We start from the raw sequence: 16,285 nt of genomic DNA, 5'->3' as shown, positions 1-16,285 counted from the left end.
GGCGGGGAGCGGCCCCCGACGGCGTGGTCCTCTGCGCCTCCGGGGCCCGTGGCGTCCGATCCCCACCTGCCGCCACGTCCACCGCCCTACCGCGACCTGCCGAGGACCCCGCTGCCGGGCCAACCTCCCGCGCCCGGGGTCGGGCCGACCGAACGCCGCAAGGAGTTCTGGGCGACCGGCGCGCGGGCGGCGAGCGCCGTCCGGTGCGGGTCACGCGGGACGCAGGTCGTTGAGCTCGGCGACGTTGTCGTGCAGGATCTTGCGGCGTGAGGCCTCGTCGAGGTGGGCGACTTCCTCGAGGTAGTCGAGCGGGTGGGGAAGTGCCTCGATGTGGGGCCAGTCCGACCCGAACAGCACACGGTCGGCGCCCATCAGCTCGACGACCTCGTCGATGTCGTCCTCCCAGAACGGGTTGATCCAGATGTGGCGCCGGAACGTGACCGCCGGGTCTTCCTGGAACCAACCGGGCATCTTCTTGCTGACGATCTGGAGGCGGTGCAGGAGCGAGCGGAGGAAGCCTGAGCCGTTCTCGACCGATGCGATCCGCACGTTGGGGAAGCGGGCGAAGAGTTGGTCGCCGACCAGCGACGCGAGGAAGTCCTCGATCGGTCGCTCGAGGTTCAGCATCTTGATGGGGCGTGGCACGCCGCCGCCGGCGAAGTTCGCGCTGAAGCCGTCGTCGGCGTAGCCGTGGGACGTGTAGCCCGAGTCGCCCGCATGGACCACCACGGTGATGCCGGCTTCGTTGACCCGTGCCCAGAACGGGTCGAAGGCGGTGTCGGCGGGCGGCTTGGGGCCGTCGACCGTGGTGGGCGCGGCGGGGCGCATGACCACCGTGCGGGCGCCGTGGTCGAGCGCGAACTCGAGCTCGCGGCAGGCCCACCCGGGATCGGCGAGCGACAGGTACGGCGCCGCGAACAGCCGGTCGTCGTGGTTGTAGCCCCAGTCGTCGAGCAGCCAGCGGTTGAAGGCCTCGAAGGTGATGGCGACCGCGCCGGGATCGTGCTTGAGGTGCTCCTCGTAGATCATCCCGAGCGTCGGGAAGATCCATGCGGCCTCCAGCCCGTGCTCCTCGAGGACCGGCAGCCGCGCCGCGGCGGTTCGGTACGCGTCGCGCACGGGCTCACGCTCTTTGAGCCGCTCGAGCGGGTTGGCGCCGTTGGGGTTGCCACGGAAGTAGTCCGCGAGGATGCCCGGCTTCGCCACCGGGTCGAACGTGGGGTTGGTCACGGCCCGGCAGATCTTCCCGGCGAGCAAGTGGTACTTGCGGCCGTTGACTTCGGCCCACTCCACCGTGCGGGGGCCGGCGCCCGCTGGGAGGTGGCGGGTGAACGCGTCAAGGCCCTCGTAGTAGTGGTTGTCCGCGTCGAAGATGGGGTGGGTCGGCGTGCGCGCTGCCATGTCACTCATTGTCTACGCAAGATCGCGCTCTGTCAATGCTGTGTAGTACGTGGCCGCGGGCTCCACGCAACGCCGGTAGAGGGTGACGAAGCGCGCTCGACTCGTCCGGCCCGGCCAATCGTCGGGCAGGAGCTCATCGGGCAGATCGGGTGCGAACTGGAGAAGCTCCTGCCACTCGTGGCCCAGGCGAGTGATCGTGGCGAACGCGTCGGGCGGTGCGACGGCCCGCCCGTCGTCGCCTGGAGCGTCAGCCCACCGGTGCAGGAAGCTGTCGTGCGCGGCTGCCGCAGCATCGAGGTCCCACGCCTGGCCCACGAGGTCGACGTCATCGAGCAGCCGGGCTTCGAACAGCACGGTCCGGTCGGTGAGCCCGGCCTCGGCCACTGCTTCGCGCGTCCCTGCCGCAGCCCGGCGGTCGGTCGCGATCCACAAGCCGCTTGCCAGCGAACCGAACCCCTCGAACTCGAGCCGGCTCTGCAGCGACGCGCGGGCGGTTCGTGCGTCGCCGGCCCGGTCGCCGTCCGCCGGGGGTCGGAGGTGGAGGATCAGCCACTGCCCGTCCCATGCGGGACGGTCGCCGTCCTCGAGCGAGCGCGTCAGGCGGGCGGTCGCTGATGCGAGCAACTGGCATGCGCCCTCGGTGAGCCGCAGGCGGGTGAAGCGACCTTCGGTGGTCGACGTGAACCATCCGCCCGCTTCGGAGCGTGCGAGCGCCTGGCGGGCTGCGCGCTCCTCGACGCCGACGGCGCCGAGCGCTCCGACGAGCGTCCACGTCCACGCTTGGCCACCGGCAGGGGCGACGTGCTGGCCGAGGATCGACAGCAGCAGCGCCCTGGCGCTCGGCTGACCGTCGGCTCGACGCCGCGTGCGGGTGGCGTGGGGTCGGGTCGAGGTCACCGCGCCAAGCTACGTCGGCGCCCGATCGGTCCCCGGAACCCTGGTTCAGTCTGCCCAACAAATTCGTTGGGCATGGTAGCCTTGCGGCATGGCAGTGCGTGCGGCCACGAGTTGGTTGTCGAGCGAACGGACCGAGTTCCTGATCGATGTGGTGGGGGGCGTGAACGCGCTGGCCCGCCTGCTCGACGTGTCGGCATCGCAACCCAGCCGCTGGCGCAAGGGCCTCGAGGCGCCCGGGCCCGAGACCGCACGGCGGCTGCTCGACCTCGACCACGTGGTGGCGAGAGTGCTGCTGTTGTGGGACCGGTCGCTGGTGGAAGCGTGGCTCACCGGCTCGAACGCCCACCTCGCGGGCCGCCGCCCGATCGACGTGCTGCGCCACCGAGGCGCGCCCGAGGTGCTCGCGGCGCTCGACGCCGAGGCCCAAGGCGCCTTCGGTTAGCGCCCGAGCCGTGCTCACCTACCGGGTCTTCCCGCACGTCGCGGGGGTTCGAGCCACCCAGCCCGGCCATGCCCGCTACTTGCCCGAGCAGGGGGCGGGCCGTTTCGACAACCCCGCCTCGTACCGCGCGCGGTACCTCGCGCTCGACCCCACGACCGCCGTGATCGAGCGGTTCGCAGGCCTGGCGTGGTGGAGCGCCGCCATGTTCCGGGTGCCGGGTCTGGCCGGCGCGATGTATCGGCTCGGCGTGCTCGAAGTCGACGAGGGCATCGACGTGGTCGATCTCGATGACCCGCGACGGCTGGTCGACTTGGGGTCGCGGCCCACCGAGGTGATGAGCGCCGACCGGTCCGTCACCCAGGAGTTGGCTCGTCGCATCCACGAGCGGGGTGCCGACGGGGTGCGCTGGTGGTCGACGTGGCCCGAGCACCGGCCGCTGCTGGCGTTGTGGTCGACCGACGTTCGCGTGGTGCGCGTGCTCGATCTCGGCCTCGACCACGACGCCGTGATCGCGGCGGCCGGCATCCTGGCCAAGCCGGTGCGGATGGTGGGGTAGCGGGCGGGCTTGTCAGGCGCCGAGGAGGTGCCGCGCCGCGGTCGCGATGCCGTCGGCGTCGAGGCCGAGCATCGCCAACAAGGCTGCCGGCTTGCCTTGTTCGACGTACGCATCAGGTGTGCCGAGCATGCGGACGAACGGAGGGTGGGCCGCGCCGGCCGCCACGGCGGCTTCCGTGACGGCGTCGGCGACGGCCGAGCCGACGCCACCTGTGCGCACACCGTTCTCGACCGTGAGCACGGCCCGGTGGCGGACCGCGTCAGCGACGAGGTCGGGATCGAGCGGTTTGACGACTCTGGGGTCCCAGATCGACACGCCGATGCCTTCGGCGCTCAGGCGGTCGGCTGCCTCCTCGCACACTTCCAGCCGGTCACCCACGCCGACCATGCACAGGTCGGCATCGGCGCCATCCGCGAGCGGTCGGGCGAGGCGGGCGTGGAGGCCGCGGCCTACCTCGTGCTCGCCGACCATGCGAGCGTCGGTACCGGGCCAGCGGATCGCCACCGGTCCGTCAGTGAGCTCGAGCGAGTCGTGGAACATCTGCTGGAGCTCTTGGTAGGACGACGGCGCGAAAACGGTGATCCCGGGGACGGCCATGAGCAGGCGGAGGTCGTACAAGCCGTGATGGCTCGGTCCGTTGGGACCGGTGATGCCGGCCCGGTCGATGGCGAAGATGATCGGCTCGCGGTGCAGACCGACGTCGTACAGGATCTGGTCGAGCGCGCGGGTGAGGAACGTGGAGTAGATGGCGACGACTGGCCGCAGGCCGCCGATCGCCATACCGGCCGCAGAGGTGACCGCGTGCTGCTCGGCAATGCCCACGTCGAAGAAGCGATCGGGGTAGCGGGCGGCGAACGGGAGCAGTCCGGTGGATCCCGGCATGGCCGCGGTGATCGCCACGATCTCGGGGCGGGCCTCGGCTTCTTTGAGTACGACCTCGCTGAAGGCCCCGGTGTACTTGGGCGAGGGGTTGTCGACCGGCTGCGGGCCCAACTCGGGATCGAACACCGACGTGTCGTGGAGGCACATCTCCTCGTCGCCTTCGGCAGGCGGGTAGCCCTTGCCCTTGGTGGTGAGCACGTGGACCACGACCGGACCGTCGTAGCTGCCAGCGGCGCGCAGCGCGCGCTCGAGCCCCTCGACGTCGTGGCCGTCGAATGGACCGGAATAGCGCACGCCGAGCGTCTCGAAGAACACGTGCGGCTCGACCAACTCGCGCAGGCCGGCCGCCGCGCCGCTCAGCCCCCAGGCGATCCGGTCGCCGATGAGCGGCAGCTCCTGCACGCGCCGCTTGAAGCGCTCGCGCGACTTCAAGTAGGCGGGGTTGAGCCGCAGGCGCGCGACGCTCTCGGACAGCCGACTCACGGTCGGGGCATAAGAGCGGCCGTTGTCGTTGAGCACGATCACGGCCCGTTTGCCGGAGTGGCCCAGGTTGTTGAGCGCCTCGTAGGCCATGCCGCCGGTCATCGAGCCGTCGCCGATGACGGCGATGACGCGGCGGCCCTCGCCTACTTCGGGCGAGGCCTGGGCGACCGCAAGGCCGTGCGCGTAGCTCAAGCTCGTGGAGGCGTGACTGTTCTCGATCCAGTCGTGGGGCGACTCGGCCCGGTTCGGGTAGCCGGACAGGCCGCCTTGCTGGCGCAGGTCGACGAAGCCGGCGCGACGCCCGGTGAGCAGCTTGTGGACGTAGGCCTGGTGGCCGGTGTCCCACAGCAGGATGTCGCGGGGCGAGTCGAAGACCCGGTGGAGCGCGATCGACAACTCGACCGCGCCGAGGTTGGATCCGAGGTGACCACCGGTGGCGGAGACCGCTCCGACGATGAAGTCGCGGATCTCCGCTGCCAGCTGGTCGAGTTGCTCATACGTCAGCCGGCGCAGGTCCGCCGGGCTGTCGATGGTGTCGAGGAGCATGTGGGGTGAGGCTCCGAGGTTGGGCGGACGTACCAATGCTATCGACGCCGCGCCCAAGTGGCCCGTCGAGCGGAGGCCCGGATATCGCGGCGCATAGAGTCACGGCGTGTCTGAGACCCCTGACCTGACGCCCGCCCGACGCGGCGACCGTCCCGCCGGCGACGCCGCAAGTCCGCGCGTGCGGCGGGCCAAGGCTCGGGCCGCCGGATCAGAGGCGCTGGCCACCATGCGCCGCAACCTCGGCGTGCACCTCGCGGAAGTGATCCGCAGCGATCCCGAGCGTGCCGCCAGCGCCGTGGAGGTGGGGCTGATCGACCGCAAGTGGCTCGAGGACCCGAGCCGCCACCGCGTGTCGACCGCCGGACCGAAGGAAGTGCTGCAACGGTTCCTCGAGCGCTCGGTCGAGCAGCGGCCCTCGATGATCAACCAGCTCGGGCTGACCACGCTGCAGCTCCTGTCATACGACGCTGAACACGGTGGCACCACCGGCACTGAGGAACTGACGGTGATGTTCACCGACCTCGAGGACTTCACCCGTTTCACGTCGTCGCGCGGTGACGAGGCGGCCATCGAGCTGCTCGCCGACCACCACCGCAAGGTGGGCCCGGTGGTTCGCAGCCGCGGCGGCAAGGTGGTGAAGCGCCTCGGCGATGGTCTGCTCCTGTCGTTCTCCGACCCGGCCGCGGCCGCCCTGGCGGGGGTGGAACTGGTCGAGGTCACCGACGGCCCGTTGCGGTTGCGGGCCGGCATGCACGCGGGGGAGGCGGTGGTGACCGCCGACGACCTCGTCGGCCACGTCGTCAACATCGCCGCCCGAGTCACCGAACAGGCGGCTGGGGGCGAAGTGCTGGCCACGGCCGCCGTGCGCGATGCCGCAGCCGACGTTCCTGGCCTGCGGTTCGACCACGCCCGGGCCGTCCGGCTCAAGGGCATCTCCGGGCGAACCGAGATCTGCCGCGTCTCCACCGCACGCCGCTGACCCCGTCGTCACCGGCCGCCCGCTGACCCCGTCGTCACCTCTGCCCTGTCGCCACCCCGCTCGCGCCAAAATCCTCCGATTCGTGCAGAAATGGCGGCTGTTCAGCCACTTCTGCACGAAGAGTTGGTGGCGGTGTGTTGCGGCGCGGTTCTTCGTGCACTCTTGGCGGTCATTCAGCCAGTTCTGCACGAATCGCCGGTTGGGGACTGTCGCGGCGCTCGCGGCGCTCATCCCAGCGGAGAGTGAGTTGCAGCGCGAGGTAGCCGACCAGGAAGCCGGCCGCGAGGGTGACGAGGCCACCGACCGCGTCGAGCCAGTAGTGGTTGGCGGTCACCAGGATGCAAAACAGCGTGGCCATCGGGTAGAGCACGACGAGCGCCTTCACCCAACGACGCTTGATCATGGGTAGCAACACAATGGCGCACCAGGTGGACCAGCCGATGTGCAAGCTCGGCATGGCGGCGTACTGGTTCGAGATCGCCGCCATCGTGCCCGATCCGAACGACCACAGGCCGCCGAACTTCGCCAGCGTGTCGACGAGCCCGTAGTGCACGCAGCTCAGGTGGTACGAGGCGTGGCACGCGCCGTACATCGAGCTGTCCGACAGCAGGCGTGGCGGCATGAGCGTGAATGCCGCGAACCCCACCAGCGCCAAGCCGGTCGTGGCGGCGAACACGTTGCGCCACAACCGGTAGCGCCGCCGTGCGTTGCGGTACAGCAGGACCAGCGCCACGATCGTGATCACGAAGTGCAAGCTGGCGTAGTACACGTTCCAGAACCGGATGATGCCGTGGGTGGGGAGGTCGAGGTACCAGCGCTGGAGGTGCGGTTCGAAGAAGAACCCCAGCGACTTCTCGACCGAGATGACGTCGTGGGCGTGACCGTAGGCGTGGGCCACGGCCGTGGGACTGATCTTGCCGTGGCTTGCCGAGCCGCTGGACCCGAACTGGTTCCGCACGAGCGAATAGATCTCGTAGAACACCCAGACGAAGATCAGCTCCTTCCACCATCGCAGCCGGCTGGTCTTCACCCCGTCGTCGGTCGTGGGTCGGCGCCATGGCCGGCGGGTCCGGGCCGCCTGGGGATCGGCGGTCGCGCGCGACACCACGCCATCAACTGTGCCGCCCGCGTGCACCGCGCCAGACCCCCCGGATCCGCCGGGCCGATGTGGCGCGGCGGAGGGGCCTGCCTTGCGGGCGCCGGCGCTGCTGTCGTCGTCGTCGTGCAGTCGAGTCTCCGCGGTCATGTCCTTGCGGTCGAGGCCTCCGGGCTGGGAGGCGAGGAGTGGCGTTGACCCCCTTTGGCGCCCAGCGCAAACGCGGGGGCGCCGAACAGGCTCACCCCGAGCGTCAGAAGGTAGATCAAGATCCCGAGCGCCACGGACTTGCCGTTCGGAACGCCCAGCGGGTGGAGGAACAGCACGAACAGACCCTCGCGCACGCCGAGTCCGCTGATCGAGATGGGCAGCACTTGCGCGATGAGCACCACCGGGAAGTACGTGAGCATGGCGGTGTAGCCGATGGCTTCCGCCGACAAGGTGCGAGCTGCGCTGTACGCCGCGGTGACCAAGATCAGCTGGTACAGGAACCCCCACGCCACCACGCGCAGCCCCCTCGCCGGGTGCCGCCGGAGGTGGTCGCTGCCGTAGTGGACGGCGCCGGCGAAGCGCCGCCAACCTTCCGACGAGCCGAGCCGCCCACCGATGCGAGGGTGCACCAACAGGTAGGACACGATCGCCAGGAGCGCCAACGTCCCGCAGGCGATGAGCAGGGCGACGGTGCGCGAGTGGTGCTCGCGCAGGAACCCCCGGTTGATCGTGAAACCCGCGAGGGTGAGGACGGGGAGCACCAGCCAGCCCGTGAGCCGTTCGAGGACGACCGACGCGAAGCTCGCCGGCGTGTCGGAGCCGAGGTCGTGGGACAGGCGGCTGACCCGCAAGACGTCGCCGCCGATCGTGGACGGCAGCACGTTGCCGACGAACAGCCCTGCCAGGTAGAGCGACACGAGCCTCGTGAGTGGCGGCACGTGGTCGACCTCGAGCGCTTCGAGCACCGCACGCCACCGCAGGGAGGACACCACCACCGACAAGAAGGTGAGCGCGAGGGCCAGCGCCAGCCAGGCGACGGTCGTTCCGGTGAACGGCGGAAGGATGCGGTCGTGACCGTGGCCGTTCTTGGAGTCGTTGATCTTCCAGACGAGGAAGGCGAGCATCCCGACCGAGACGACGACCCGGGCCACGAGGATCAGCGCCTTCTTCGCGGTCATGGCGGACTCGGTGTCGGCAACGGGAACGGCGACAGGCTACCGGCTCATTTCTCCCACCCCGGCGGATGTCGCCTCGGCCTTTGGCCCGGTCACCCCGTCCTGCTGTGAGCACTTGACCACCTGGTGGGTGGCTGACCGCTCACAGCTCGGTCAGGCTGTCTTGGCGAGGAAGGCCGCGCGGTCGACCACGGCGCGGGTGACCTTGCCGGCGGCGATCAGGCCGCGGTCGTCGTGGGCCGAGACGTTGAAGGTGAGGCGCTTGCCCTCGATACGGTCGAGGGTGGCCTCGATCTCGACCTCTTGGCCGATCGCAGTGGGCATCAGGTGCGACACCTCGACCCGCATGCCGACGCTGGTGGTGCCCGGCGGCAGCGCGTCGCCGATGGCAAGGATCGACGCCTGCTCGCACAAGGCGATGAGTCGAGGCGTGGCCAGCACCGGCACGTCACCGGATCCGTACGCGATAGCGGTGTCGCCCTCTCCCACCTGTACACGAAGTTCGGCGCACCGACCGGTATCCACTGGCACCCGCGTACCATAAGCCGTCCCGGCCGCACGCAGCCAACGAGGAGAAGCCGATGCTGGTCGATGCCGATGTCGTGAGCGAGACGCTGGATGCCGCGCTGCAGACCGGCGGCGAGTTCGCCGAGGTCTTCGTCGAGGACAAGCGCTCGTCGTCGGCCTTGCTCGACGACGGCCGCATCGAGCGGCTCACGTCGGGACGCGACCGCGGGGCCGGCATCCGGGTGGTCGTCGGTGACACCACCGGCTTTGCGCACACGGCCGACTTGACGCCCGAGGGGCTGCGCAGCGCGGCCCGGGCCGCGTCGGCCGCGGCTCGATCGGGCGGCGGCGGCGTCCGCCAGGTGTCGCTCACCGAGGAGCACCACGCGCACCCTTCGCCGGCGTCGATCGTGCCGTCCGACGTCGAGAAGGCCACGAAAGTTGCGCTGCTCCAGCGGGCCGACGAGGTGGCACGCGCCGAGCACTCCTCGATCACGCAGGTCACCTCGCAGTACGCCGACTCGGAGCGTCGGATCCTGGTGGCCAACTCTGACGGTCTCCTCACCGGCGACGAACAGGTCCGAACGTTGTTCTCCGTCAGCACGGTGGCATCCGGCGACACCGGCATGCAGACCGGGCGCGAGTCGATCGGCCACACGATCGGCTTCGAGTTGTTCGACCGCTACGACGTCGACGAGCTCGCCCGACGGGCGGCCAACCGGGCGGTCACCAAGCTGGCGGCGAGCCCCGCTCCCACGGGCGAGATGCCGGTGGTGATCGGCCGGGGCGCCGGTGGGGTCTTGTTCCACGAGGCTTGCGGCCACGGTCTCGAGGCCGACCTCGTGGGCAAAGGTGCGTCGGTGTTCCGCGGTCGGCGTGGTGAGCAGGTGGCGTCGCCGCTGGTCACGCTCGTCGACGACGGCACGATGCCGACCGAGTGGGGTTGCTTCGGCATCGACGACGAAGGCACGCCCGCGGGTCGCAACGTCCTGATCGAAGACGGCGTGCTCACCGACTACATGTGGGACTTCCTCCGAGCCCGCAAGGAAGGTCGGGCTCGGTCGGGCAACGGACGCCGACAGAGCTACCAGCACTTGCCGATGGTCCGCATGACCAACACCTATGTGCTGGCCGGCCAGGAGGATCCCGAAGCGATCATCGCGGGCACCGACCACGGGGTGTACGTGGCACAACTCGGCGGCGGCCAAGTGAACACGGCCACCGGCGACTTCGTGTTCGGCATGACCGAGGCGTACCTGATCGAGGGCGGCAAGATCACCGAGCCGCTGCGTGAGGGCAACCTGATCGGCAACGGGCCCCAAGTGTTGGCCGACATCGATGCGGTGGCCCACGACTTCGAGATGGGCCCGCCCGGCACGTGCGGCAAGGACGGGCAAGGCGTACCGGTCGGCGATGGTTGTCCCACCTTGCGCGTGACCCGGCTGACCATCGGCGGGACCGCAGCGTGAGCGCGGCCACGGCGCCCACCACCAGCGACGACCTGTTGGCCCTGGCCGACCGCGTCGTCGACCAGGCGGTCGACGGCGAGCAGATCGAGGTCGTGGTCGGTCGCGGCCGCACCACCGATGTGCGGGTCTACGAAGGCGAGATCGAACAGCTCCAGTCGGCCGAGTCCCAGGGGTTCGGCATCCGGGTGGTGGCCGACCACCGGCAGGGGTTCGCGTACGCCGGGTCGCTCGACGAGTCGGTGCTGGCCGAGACGCTGGCCGAGGCCCGCGACAACGCCAAGTTCGGTTCGCCCGACGAGCACCTCGGCCTGGCCGAACCCGACGGCGTGCCGGTGCCCGAGCTCGATCTGTACCGTCCCGAGCTGGCCGACACCCCCACCCCGGACAAAGTGGCGTTGGCGATGGAGCTCGAACGAGCTGTGCGCGCGGCCGACCCGCGCATCACGGGTGCCGAGAGCGTCGACTACGGCGACGTGCTCGCCGAGGGTTGCGTGGTCACCAACACCGGGATCCGCACGGCGAGCCGCGAGAGCGGCTGCTACATCGGCGCGTATCCGCTGGCCGCCGAAGGCGACGAGACCCAGACGGGCTTCGGTTTCTCGGTGGGCAGGGTGCTCGGCGACCTCGACGCCGAGGCGGCCGCCCGCGAGGCGGCCCACCGCGCGACCCGGCTGCTCGGGGCCACCAAGCCCCGCGGCGGCCGGATGACCGTGGTGCTCGACCCGTATGTGACCGCCCAACTCATCGGGATCATCGGCGGCACGCTCAACGGCGAGTCGGTCCTCAAGGGGCGGTCGCTGTTCGCCGACCGGCTCGGCGAGGAGGTGGCGGCCTCGCTGGTGACGCTGATCGACGACCCCACCGAGCCGCGCGCGTACAGCGCGTCGGAGACCGATGGCGAAGGGCTCGCGGCGCGGCGCAACGTGCTGATCGACGGCGGTGTGCTGCGGCAGTTCGTGCACAACACGTACACCGGCCGGTGGTCCGGTGCAGGCTCGACGGGCAACGCCGTTCGTGGAGGGTTCCGGGGCGTGCCCGGCGTCGGCTGCCTCGCCGTGGCGTTGCAGCCGGGCACCCGCATGCAGGATGAGTTGCTCGCTGCGGTGGGCGACGGGCTGTTGGTGTCGTCGGTGTCGGGGTTGCACTCGGGGGTGAACCCGGTGAGCGGTGACTTCTCGACCGGCGCGCAAGGCCTGCGCATCAGCGGCGGCGCGGTCGGCGAGCCCTTGCGAGAGTTCACGATCGCGTCGACGCTCCAAAAGATGCTGCAAGACGTGGTCGAGGTGGGCGGTGACGTCGAGTGGCTGCCGATGAGCGCCACCGGGGTGAGCCTGGTCATCCGCGACGTGTCGGTGTCGGGGAGCTGATCGCCGGCCCCGGCGACCGATGCCCGCTCATGAGGGCGGGCCCACGAACACCACGGTCAACTCGCCGTCCGCCAGCGACGACGCCAGCGAAGGCACTTCGTCGGCGCGGACCGCGACCGTGATCGACTCGGCGTGCGCGTCGATCACTTCGAGGCGGTGCCCCACCACCCGGGCCTCACCCGCCGCTGTCGTGTCCACCACGTCGACACGGTCGCCCACTCGCAAGGTGGGCGCGGTGTCGGGGAGCGGCACGGCCACGCCGCTGAATCCCGGCGCCAACAGCGCAGCGGGCCCAGCGCCGGTCCGGCCCGAAACCCGATCGGTCACCAGGACCTCGCCCCGGTGGAGCGTGACTCGAGCGGCACGGTGCCGCGGGAGTCGGGTGACCGCGCCGGCGGGCACGATCGACGTGTCGACGTCGGCGTAGCGGACATGGCCGTCGAGCGACGCGCCCGGCGTGAGGTTGGCCGTGGCCACCACGACGCGACGCGTGGCGGCGGGAGCCGGGGAGGAGCGACCGGAGCCGCCGCGGGCGACGAAGCCGGCAGTGGCCGAACACAGGACCACGGTCAGCCAGGTGGCGACGGCCCGGCGGTGCAAGCGGAGGCGGAGGCGGGCGACGATCAGCGACAGAGGCGGCACGGAAGCTCCTCGGGACAGGCCGGTTGGCCAAGATGCGGAGGAGGGCCGTGCGTCGACCCACGAACGAGGGGAGGTTAGGCGATCGCCGCGCTGCGGCTCAGGAACTGGAGCTGGAAGTCGTGGCTGAGGGGCTCTTGTCGCCCGAGCCCTTCGATCCCCCGGATCCGGCGGAGCCGTTGGTACCGCCCGATCCGCCGGAGCTACTGGTCGACTCGCTCGACGACGTCGTGGACGAGCCGTCGGACGACGATGAGCCGGAGCCCGATCGGCTCTTGGTTCCCGAGCGGCTGTCGGTCTTGTAGAAGCCGCTGCCTTTGAATGTGATGCCGACGTTGCCGAAGACCTTTCGCAGCGTGCCGCCGCAGTTGGGGCATTCGGTGAGCGAGTCGTCGGTGAACGACTGGAAGACCTCGAGGGTCTGGTCGCACTTCTTGCAGCGGTACTCGTAGGTGGGCATCGGACCTCGCCGGCTGGCACTCGGCAACGTTGAGTGCCAATGCTACCGGACCGTCCCGCCGCGGCCTCCAATCCGTGGCGCGAGCGGCGAGACAGTGCTCGACGGTCCGGACCTGCGCTGCGGGGTGGCCCGGTCGTAGGATGCGCGGCGATGGATGCGACGCACGGGGCGGTGCGCAAGGCGGTGGTGCCAGCTGCTGGTCTGGGCACCAGGTTCCTGCCGGCCACCAAGGCCCAGCCAAAGGAAATGCTGCCGATCGTCGACAAGCCGGCGATCCAATACGTGGTCGAGGAAGCGGTGCAGGCCGGCCTCACCGACATCTTGGTGGTCACCGGGCGCAACAAGCGCTCGATCGAGGACCACTTCGATCGCCAGGGCGAGCTGGAGTTCGCGCTGGACCGGGCCGGCAAGCACGACATGTTGGCCGAGGTCCAGGGGCTGGCCGACCTGGCCGACATCCACTACGTGCGCCAGGGTGAACCGCTCGGTCTGGGCCACGCGGTGGGCGTCGCGGCAAAGCACGTGGGCGACCAACCGTTCGCCGTGCTGCTCGGCGACGACATCATGGTCGACGAGGCCCGTCTGCTGCGGCGCATGATCGAGGTGTACGAAGCGCGCGGCGGCACCGTGCTGGCGCTCAAGCAGGTGCCGATCGAGTCGATCTCCTCCTACGGCTGCGCCGCAGTCGAAACCACCGATGAGCCCGACATCGTGCGCCTCACGGGCATCGAGGAGAAGCCCAAGCCTGCCGACGCGCCGTCGAACTACGCGGTGATGGGCCGCTACATCTTCTCGCCGCGGATCTTCGACGCCATCGACAAGATCGAGCCCGGTGTCGGCGGTGAGATCCAGCTGACCGACGCGATCAGCTTCCTCATGGACACCGAACCCGTGTACGGCGTGTGCTTCACCGACGGCCGCTATGACGTCGGCGACAAGCTCGACTACCTCCGGGCCACGGTGGAGTTGGCCCTCGAGCGCGACGACTTGGGAGCTGAGTTCGCGACTTTCCTCGCTGATCTGGTCCGCGACCGCGGCCTCTGAGGTGGCGCTGCTCCCGCTCGACGCTGCTGTCCAGCACGTCCTGAGCCGGGTCGGTCCGCTCCCGCCGGAGCAGTACCCGCTCGGCGAGGCGCTCGGCCTCGTCGTGGCCGAGACCGTCACCAGCGAGGTTGCGGTCCCCCCGTTCGACAACTCGGCGATGGACGGGTTCGCACTGCGCTCGGCCGATGTCGCCGGCGCCTCCCAGGACACGCCCGCGAGGCTGCGCATCATCGAGACCGTCGCCGCCGGGGCGGTCGCCACGGAGGCGGTGGGTCCCGGCTGCGCCATCCGGATCATGACGGGTGCACCGCTGCCCGCGGGTGCGGACGCGGTGGTCATCGTGGAACGAACCACGGTCGACGGCGATCTCGTCACCGTGACCGAAGCCGTGACCGGCGGCGCGAACGTGCGGCGGGCGGGGTCCGACCTCTTGCCCGGTGCGCCGGTCGTGGCCGCGGGCGTGCAACTCGGCCCGGCGAACCTCTCGCTCCTTGCAACCGCCGGAGTTGCCGAGGTCATGGTGACGCCGCGCCCGCGGGTCGGGGTGTTGTCGACCGGCGACGAGTTGGTCGCTCCTGGTGCGCCGCTGGGGCCGGGGCAGATCCACGACAGCAACCGGCTCGGCCTTCTCGCGCTCATCCGCGCCGGGGGGTTCGAACCCGTCGACCTCGGTTGGGCGCCCGACGACCCAGTGGCCATCGAGGCGCTGCTCCGTCGCGGTGCCGCCACGTGCGACGCAGTGGTGAGCAGTGGTGGGGTGAGCATGGGCGATTTCGACGAGGTCAAGGCCGTGCTCGACCGCATCGGTCAGATGCGGTGGATGCAGATCGCCATCCGGCCGGCCAAGCCCTTCGCGTTCGGGGTGGTGGACCACACGCCGGTGTTCGGACTCCCGGGCAACCCTGTGTCATCCCTTGTCTCGTTCGAGCTGTTGGCCCGTCCGGCCCTACGGGCTGTCGCCGGCCACCCCGCCGAGGCGCTCCGGCGTCCCGAGCTCGCCGCCGTCGCGGAGGAGGCGTTCGCCCGGCGCGCCGACGGCAAGACCCACTTCGTGCGGGCCACCGGTCAGTGGGCGTCGGACGGGCGTTTCCACGTGCGGTCGGCGGGCGGGCAGGGGTCGCACCAACTCACGGCCATGGCGGCCGCCAACGCGCTGGTGGTGCTACCCGACGGGCCCGGCGTCGACGCGGGGTGCGAAGTGGCCTGCCTCGTGCTCGGCACCTGACGTTACGGTGGGCGACGTGACACGACAGCTGGTCGACGGGTACGGGCGCACCCACCGCGACCTGCGGATCTCGGTCACCGACCGATGCAACTTCCGCTGCGCCTACTGCATGCCCGCCGAAGGCATGACCTGGCTACCCCGATCGGAAGTCCTCACGTTCGAGGAGATCGAGCGGCTCGCGACGCTGTTCGTCGACCGCTGGGGGGTCGACTCGATCCGGCTCACCGGTGGGGAGCCCACCGTCCGTGCCCACCTCCCAGTGCTGGTCGCCAAGCTGGCCGCGCTCCCGGTCGACCTGGCGCTGACCACGAACGGCTCGGCGCTGCCCACGATGGCCCACGATCTGCGGGTGGCCGGCCTGGGCCGCCTGAACGTGTCGTGCGACTCGTTGCGATCCGACCGCTTCGAGGCGCTCACCGGGCGCGACGAGCTCGCCAAGGTGCTCGCCGGGATCGATGCCGCCGTCGACGAGGGATTCTCGCCGGTCAAGGTCAACGTCGTGGTCATGCGAGGCGTGAACGATGACGAGGTGGTCGACTTCGCCCGCTTCGGGCGCGACCGGGGCGTGGTCGTGCGCTTCATCGAATTCATGCCGCTCGACGCCCAAGGCAAGTGGCGGCCCGACCAGGTGGTGCCCTCGGGGGAGATCCTCGCCGCCATCGAGTCCGCGTTCCCGCTCGAGTCGGTGGGCCGCGGTGGTTCGGTGGGCCGGGGTGGTTCGGTGGGCCGCGGTGGTTCGGTGGGCCGCGGCCATGAGCCCGCCGAACGATGGCGGTATGCCGATGGCGCCGGTGAGGTCGGGGTGATCGCCAGCGTCACCCGACCGTTCTGCGAGCAGTGCGACCGGGTCCGCCTCACCGCCGACGGGAAGCTCCGCAACTGCCTGTTCGCCTTGGAGGAAACCGACTTGCGTGGGCCGCTTCGAGCCGGCGCCGGCGACGGCGAGCTCGCCGCGCTGGTGGAGGGCAACGTCGCCGCCAAGTGGTCAGGTCACGCCATCGGCCAGGTCCAGTTCATCCGCCCGCGTCGCTCCATGAGCCAGATCGGCGGCTGACCAGCCCGCGGGCCACCCGCCCGTCCCGCGCGTATTCCTGCGATTCGTGCAGAAGCGGCGGGCTGGCTCAGC

The 16,285-nt window shown here is 70.4% G+C and carries 16 protein-coding genes; 8 read left to right on the top strand and 8 right to left on the bottom strand.

Annotation, left to right across the window (positions count from 1 at the left end; all coding sequences use genetic code 11):
- Positions 1-210 precede the first annotated feature (210 nt).
- The gene (locus tag VHA73_00400; protein HVX16465.1) at positions 211-1,401 is read right to left on the bottom strand and encodes an amidohydrolase family protein; all 1,191 of its coding nucleotides are present in this window, start codon (positions 1,399-1,401) and stop codon (positions 211-213) included.
- A gap of 12 nt (positions 1,402-1,413) precedes the next feature.
- A complete protein-coding gene (locus VHA73_00395; GenBank protein ID HVX16464.1) occupies positions 1,414-2,298 on the bottom strand; it encodes a PaaX family transcriptional regulator C-terminal domain-containing protein in 885 nt (294 codons plus the stop codon).
- Positions 2,299-2,386: 88 nt separating this feature from the next.
- On the opposite strand from VHA73_00395, the gene VHA73_00390 reads away from it, so the two are divergent.
- Both VHA73_00390 and VHA73_00385 read left to right on the top strand, forming a co-directional pair.
- The gene (locus VHA73_00390; GenBank protein HVX16463.1) at positions 2,387-2,740 is read left to right on the top strand and encodes an antitoxin Xre/MbcA/ParS toxin-binding domain-containing protein; all 354 of its coding nucleotides are present in this window, start codon (positions 2,387-2,389) and stop codon (positions 2,738-2,740) included.
- A gap of 10 nt (positions 2,741-2,750) precedes the next feature.
- Positions 2,751-3,296, top strand: coding sequence for an RES family NAD+ phosphorylase (locus tag VHA73_00385; protein HVX16462.1), 546 nt, complete (start codon positions 2,751-2,753; stop codon positions 3,294-3,296).
- 12 nt (positions 3,297-3,308) lie between these two features.
- Here the strand turns inward: VHA73_00385 and dxs are convergent, their stop codons facing one another.
- Complete coding sequence (dxs, locus tag VHA73_00380; protein HVX16461.1) at positions 3,309-5,207, bottom strand: 1-deoxy-D-xylulose-5-phosphate synthase; 1,899 nt, start codon at positions 5,205-5,207, stop codon at positions 3,309-3,311.
- 106 nt (positions 5,208-5,313) lie between these two features.
- Here dxs and VHA73_00375 point away from each other — a divergent pair, with 106 nt between their 5' ends.
- Positions 5,314-6,186: an adenylate/guanylate cyclase domain-containing protein gene (locus VHA73_00375; protein HVX16460.1), complete on the top strand. Its 873-nt coding sequence runs from the start codon at positions 5,314-5,316 to the stop codon at positions 6,184-6,186.
- A gap of 169 nt (positions 6,187-6,355) precedes the next feature.
- On the opposite strand, the gene VHA73_00370 is transcribed toward VHA73_00375, so the two are convergent.
- The 3 genes from VHA73_00370 to VHA73_00360 form a co-directional block, all read right to left on the bottom strand.
- Positions 6,356-7,432, bottom strand: coding sequence for a phosphatase PAP2 family protein (locus tag VHA73_00370; GenBank protein HVX16459.1), 1,077 nt, complete (start codon positions 7,430-7,432; stop codon positions 6,356-6,358).
- A complete protein-coding gene (locus VHA73_00365; GenBank protein ID HVX16458.1) occupies positions 7,429-8,451 on the bottom strand; it encodes a lysylphosphatidylglycerol synthase transmembrane domain-containing protein in 1,023 nt (340 codons plus the stop codon). Before VHA73_00365 ends, VHA73_00370 begins: the two co-directional genes overlap by 4 nt.
- A 150-nt stretch (positions 8,452-8,601) precedes the next feature.
- Entirely contained in the window at positions 8,602-8,979 is a 378-nt protein-coding gene (locus VHA73_00360) for a thioesterase family protein (protein ID HVX16457.1), read from the bottom strand.
- Positions 8,980-9,029: 50 nt separating this feature from the next.
- On the opposite strand from VHA73_00360, the gene VHA73_00355 reads away from it, so the two are divergent.
- Positions 9,030-10,424 (top strand): TldD/PmbA family protein, encoded by a 1,395-nt coding sequence (locus tag VHA73_00355; GenBank protein HVX16456.1) that lies wholly within the window; start codon positions 9,030-9,032, stop codon positions 10,422-10,424.
- Positions 10,421-11,791 carry a TldD/PmbA family protein gene (locus VHA73_00350; GenBank protein HVX16455.1) on the top strand — a complete coding sequence of 457 codons (1,371 nt, stop codon included), beginning with the start codon at positions 10,421-10,423 and terminating at the stop codon, positions 11,789-11,791. Before VHA73_00355 ends, VHA73_00350 begins: the two co-directional genes overlap by 4 nt.
- A gap of 27 nt (positions 11,792-11,818) precedes the next feature.
- Here VHA73_00350 and VHA73_00345 read toward each other — a convergent pair whose 3' ends face one another.
- Together VHA73_00345 and VHA73_00340 are read right to left on the bottom strand one after the other, a co-directional pair.
- A complete protein-coding gene (locus tag VHA73_00345; protein ID HVX16454.1) occupies positions 11,819-12,433 on the bottom strand; it encodes a hypothetical protein in 615 nt (204 codons plus the stop codon).
- 97 nt (positions 12,434-12,530) lie between these two features.
- The gene (locus VHA73_00340; protein HVX16453.1) at positions 12,531-12,890 is read right to left on the bottom strand and encodes an FmdB family zinc ribbon protein; all 360 of its coding nucleotides are present in this window, start codon (positions 12,888-12,890) and stop codon (positions 12,531-12,533) included.
- 150 nt (positions 12,891-13,040) lie between these two features.
- Between VHA73_00340 and galU the strand changes: the two genes are divergently transcribed.
- Genes galU through moaA form a run of 3 tightly spaced genes read left to right on the top strand, consistent with a single transcriptional unit; the run spans position 13,041 to position 16,213 of the window.
- Complete coding sequence (gene galU, locus VHA73_00335) at positions 13,041-13,934, top strand: UTP--glucose-1-phosphate uridylyltransferase GalU (protein HVX16452.1); 894 nt, start codon at positions 13,041-13,043, stop codon at positions 13,932-13,934.
- 1 nt (position 13,935) lies between these two features.
- Complete coding sequence (gene glp, locus VHA73_00330) at positions 13,936-15,159, top strand: gephyrin-like molybdotransferase Glp (protein ID HVX16451.1); 1,224 nt, start codon at positions 13,936-13,938, stop codon at positions 15,157-15,159.
- 16 nt (positions 15,160-15,175) lie between these two features.
- Entirely contained in the window at positions 15,176-16,213 is a 1,038-nt protein-coding gene (gene moaA / locus VHA73_00325; GenBank protein HVX16450.1) for a GTP 3',8-cyclase MoaA, read from the top strand.
- Positions 16,214-16,285 lie beyond the last annotated feature (72 nt).

The organism is Acidimicrobiales bacterium, assembly GCA_035547835.1.
GTDB lineage: Bacteria > Actinomycetota > Acidimicrobiia > Acidimicrobiales > Iamiaceae > DASZTW01.
Note: the sequence above shows the minus strand (reverse complement) of the source record. Positions and strands in the feature narration are given on the sequence as shown.